This window comes from Methylobacterium sp. WL120, assembly GCF_008039465.1.
Taxonomy (GTDB): domain Bacteria; phylum Pseudomonadota; class Alphaproteobacteria; order Rhizobiales; family Beijerinckiaceae; genus Methylobacterium; species Methylobacterium cerastii.
This window is the reverse complement of the sequence record NZ_VRUT01000259.1, coordinates 1-4,077: the sequence shown is the minus strand read 5'-3', so window position 1 is coordinate 4,077 and position 4,077 is coordinate 1. Positions and strand designations below refer to the sequence as shown.

At 72.0% G+C, this 4,077-nt stretch carries 6 protein-coding genes; 3 read left to right on the top strand and 3 right to left on the bottom strand.

Features of this window, described 5'->3' with window-relative positions:
- Window positions 1-258, top strand: a 258-nt coding sequence (locus tag FV229_RS25715; RefSeq protein ID WP_187275288.1) for a COX15/CtaA family protein, incomplete at its 5' end; no start/stop codon positions are given.
- Window positions 259-408: 150 nt separating this feature from the next.
- On the top strand, window positions 409-1,092 hold the full coding sequence (locus FV229_RS25710; RefSeq protein WP_147754641.1) for a hemolysin III family protein: 684 nt from the start codon (window positions 409-411) through the stop codon (window positions 1,090-1,092).
- 20 nt (window positions 1,093-1,112) lie between these two features.
- On the opposite strand, the gene FV229_RS25705 is transcribed toward FV229_RS25710, so the two are convergent.
- A complete protein-coding gene (locus FV229_RS25705; protein ID WP_147830428.1) occupies window positions 1,113-1,733 on the bottom strand; it encodes a hypothetical protein in 621 nt (206 codons plus the stop codon).
- A 286-nt stretch (window positions 1,734-2,019) separates the two neighbouring features.
- Window positions 2,020-2,268 (bottom strand): hypothetical protein, encoded by a 249-nt coding sequence (locus tag FV229_RS25700; RefSeq protein WP_147754640.1) that lies wholly within the window; start codon window positions 2,266-2,268, stop codon window positions 2,020-2,022.
- A 262-nt stretch (window positions 2,269-2,530) separates the two neighbouring features.
- Between FV229_RS25700 and FV229_RS25695 the strand changes: the two genes are divergently transcribed.
- On the top strand, window positions 2,531-2,770 hold the full coding sequence (locus tag FV229_RS25695) for a hypothetical protein (RefSeq protein WP_147754639.1): 240 nt from the start codon (window positions 2,531-2,533) through the stop codon (window positions 2,768-2,770).
- A 75-nt stretch (window positions 2,771-2,845) separates the two neighbouring features.
- Here FV229_RS25695 and FV229_RS25690 read toward each other — a convergent pair whose 3' ends face one another.
- On the bottom strand, window positions 2,846-3,820 hold the full coding sequence (locus FV229_RS25690) for a hypothetical protein (protein WP_238272071.1): 975 nt from the start codon (window positions 3,818-3,820) through the stop codon (window positions 2,846-2,848).
- Between the last annotated feature and the right edge of the window lie 257 nt (window positions 3,821-4,077).

Here is a 4,077-nt window from a genome sequence, read left to right as displayed (position 1 = left end):
GCCCCGGGCAGCTCCGTCGCGCGCCGCGCCACCGGCGTCGCCGGTCTCGCCCTGGCGCAGGCCGGCCTCGGGATCGCGACGCTGCTCATGGCCGTGCCGCTCTGGGCGGCGCTCGCACACCAGGTTTTGGCGATGGCCGTGCTGGTGATGGCCACCGTGCATGCGCGCCTGAGCCGCGGCCTCGTGCGCGCGCCCCGCGCCAGCGGGCCGGCGGTGGCGGCGTTCGGCTTCGAGGCGCTCGCAGGCCGGGGGGCCTGACGGAGCCTCGGAGACCTCTGACATCACCGGTTCAGGATGAAGATTGATCCTGAACGGTGGAAAAGTCGCGATCGACCGGGACTGCGTGGTCTGCCGGTGGAACGAGTGTCATCGAAACGGCTTAGCCTTGACGCGTTGCAGGAGGCTGTGATGTTCCTGGCCGAAGATGGACGACCGGTCGGTCTGACCTGGCACTACACCCCGCGCGAGATCGTCGCCGACGGGGTGGTCCACGGCCTCGGCGTGCTCCTCGGCCTCGCCGGTGCGGTCGCCCTCGTCTCGATGGCGCTGACCGAGCATCTCGGCCTATCCGAGCGGATCGCGGTGGCGGTCTACGCCACCGCACTGGTCTCGATGCTGGCGGTCTCGGCGACCTACAACCTCTACCCCGTCGGCCGGCGCAAATGGTTGCTTCGCCGGGCCGACCACGCGCTGATTTACCTGATGATCGCCGGCACCTACACGCCGCTCGTCGCCCTCGTCGGGACAGGGCCGATGGCCTGGGGGCTCCTCGCCTTCGTCTGGATCGTGGCCGGGATCGGCATCGCCGTGAAGCTGCTGCTGCCCGGCCGCTTCGACCGCCTGTCGATCGGCCTCTACCTGCTGCTCGGCTGGTGCGGCCTCTTCGCCTACGAATCCGTGATCTCGGCCCTGCAGCCGACCGCCCTATGGATGCTCGCCGTCGGCGGCCTGCTCTACTCGGTCGGCGTCATCTTCCACGTCTGGCGCAAGCTGCCGTTCCAGAACGCCATCTGGCACGCCTTCGTGCTCGCCGCGGCCGCCTGCCACTACGGCACGGTCTGGGCGAGCCTCGCCGGCGCCTCGGCGACCTGAACGGCGAGCGGGTCGGCGCCTTACGGCGCCACCGTCCAGGGGCTGATGATCCGCATCGAGGCCTGCTGCGGCACGAGCGTCGCGGGGGTGCGGGGGGTGCTCTTCAGGCGCTCGACGAACTTTCGGGCCTGGTCGGCCGGCAAGGCCGAGGCCGGCGCCATCAGGGCGGCGAGCTGCTTGCGGGTGCCGCGGTCGACGTAGGTCGAGCGCTCCACCGGGACGAAGTCGCGCATCGTGTGCGCCGCGTCGGGATCGCCGGTGAAGACGCGGGCGCCGGTGTTCAGGACCACGATGTCGCCGGGGCGCAGAGTCTCGTCCTTCATCAGGGCGGCGACGGCGCCGCCCTTCATGTCGATCGGCTTCTGGCGATCGGTGATCCGCACCTTCAACGGCTCGGAGGCGGGCAGGGCGGCGTAGCGGATCCGCGGACGCGGCGCGGCGGCCCGGCGGCTGCGGTGACGGATCTGGGCCCCGGCGTAGGCGGGCTGGCTCGGCTCGGGCGCCTGCACGGCCGGCCGCGCCCCGCCGAACAAGGCCTCGAAGAAGCCGATCTCGGCCGCTTGGGCCTGGGCGGCGCCGCCTGCGACGAGGCCGCCGGCGATCACCACGGCGAGGGCGCGACGGTTCAAGGACGACGTCATCGATCCCTCCGAGGATGCTCGAGCATTGGAAATGGGGCGCACCGCACGGCGCGTGCGCTGACACCCCCTCAACGACAACTTAAGCGCGACAGTTCCGCGGACATTGCACGCAACGTCGGCAGGTCGGCTCGGTGTGTCAGGGCGGGAGGCGGGCTCGCGAGGGCGAGCGTGCGACGAGCCTACGAGAGGCGCTCGCGTCGGGGTCGGATTGCGTTCGCGCCGTCCTCGTTCGGGTTCTCATGCCCCGTACGAGTCGTGCATTCGGGTCGGGACGTGGCGCCCGGCGTCAGGCCGGCGCGGCCTGCTCGCCCTCGCCGATGCAGTCGAGCGCGCGCTCGACGGCGCCGACCGCGTCGAGCAGGTGCTGGACCGTGCGCTCGACCTCGAGGGCCGGGCGCCCCATGGCGGCGGCGCGCGCGCTCACATCCTCGAGCTGTTCGAGCAGCGTGAGGAGGTCGCCGGCGACGGCGACGACCTCGCACCGGGCGAGTTGCTGCACGGGGGTGCGCGGGCGGAAGGGCAGGACGTTGCTCATGAAGGCTTTCGGCTCATCCCGGCGGTTGTCGCCGGAACGCGGCCGCTTGGCCAGGGTTGTGGGGCGGCTCCTCCACACGAATGCCCCGGTTCGCGGCCGCAAAGCCACGCCGTGGTGACTTTTCCGTGGCCATCCGACATCGGATCCCCGGCAACCGCTTTACGCGAGCGGCACCGCCTTGACGCGGCCACACCGGCCCGACACCTCCGCCGGCACCGGCGATTCCCGCGCCTCCCTCACGATGACGCCCCAGGAACCTGCGATGCGCCCCGTCCCGACCCTTCGGACCCTTGCTCCCCTCGCCCTCGCGGCCGCCCTGCTCGGCGGCCTCGCCGCCTGCAACAGCGTCGACGGCCCCGACAGCCGCAGCGGCCTGGCGGAGACCTTCAACACCGACAACTACCGGCGCTCGAACGACACCAACGGCACCCAGACCCGGCCCGACGTGAACCGCCTGTACACGCAGCCCTCGATGCCCTCGATCGTGAATCGCGGCTACTGATCCGCCGGCGTCTCCGATCGTTCGGGCCGGTCCCCGCGCCGCCTTCCGCGGTGCGGGGCGAGGCCCCGGGGGCGCTTAGCGCTTGGCGAGGGCGTCGGCGAAGGCCGCGATGCGGTTGCGGGCGTAGGTCGGCAGGCCGGCGCTGATCGAGGTGCCGGTGTTGAAGCTCGAGTTGCCCATCAGCACCTGCGCCGGCAGCAGGTTCCTCAGCACGGGCACGCGGGCGTATTCCGCCTTGCGGTCGAGGACGTCGCCCTTGATCGCCAGCGCCATGTAGGTGGTGACGACGGTCTTGGTCGGGTCGTTCGGCATCGGCTGGAACACCGCCAGGAACTTGCCGAAGCGCAGGATCTGGTTGACCCAGAAGATCGTCTGCTCGAGCCCGCCCGTCACCGTGGTGTCGACCTTGGTCAGCGCCCCCAGGCTCGCGGCCCGGTCGGGCGGTAGGGTGCGCAGCTCGCTCTGGAACGAGACGAACTCGGCGATCTTCTTTGCGCCGCCCTCCTCCAGCTTGTTGGCGAGCTTCACGCCCAGCGGCAGCTTGCCCTCCAGGTCGTAGCGCGACTCGATGCACACCGTGCCCGGCTCGCACCACGGCCGGTCGGGACGGCGGGCGAAGGCCGCGGCCGGGTCCTTCGTCGGCGTCACGTCGGCGGGGTCGAGCGCCTTGTGCTTGATCGCCGGGTCCATCGCCTGCACGAAGCCGAGCTGCGCCAGCGCCGACAGGTCGATCGCCTCGGCGGGCCGTGCCACCACGAAGCGCCCCTCGGCGACGTAGACCTTCAGCGCCTCGTGCCGCGGCTTGGCGACCCCGTTCACGGTGGTGGTGTAGTCCGGCTCCTTGTAGCCGGGGAAGGGCGAGAGCGCGGCCGCCTCCACCGGCTTGGTCCGCACCCAGTCGAGGTAGGGCGTCAGCCCGTTCTCGGGCGCCGAGGGGGTGTCGCGGTGGTCGCTCACCAGGATCGTCCCGGGCTTCAGCGTGGTCGGGTCGACGGCGGCGACCGAGGCGACCTCCCGGATGCGCCCGGCCGTCGCGGCCGTCGCGGCCATGCCCGGTTGCGCCGGCGAGGGGGGCGTCGCCTGGGCCATCGCGGACGGGACGCCCGCGAGCACGAGCAGGGGCAAGGCAAGGCGAACGGGTCGCTGCAGCAGCACGGAAGGACCTCGAAGGGGAGAAGGGGGGGGCGGCGTCAGTAGCGCGGGTCGTCGCCGAACAGGTAGTCGGGATCGCGGCGGCGCGGGCGCAGGTCGTCGTCGCCGAAGGGCGAACGCGCGGTCTGGCCGGGCCAGGGCCGGTAGCCGCCCTC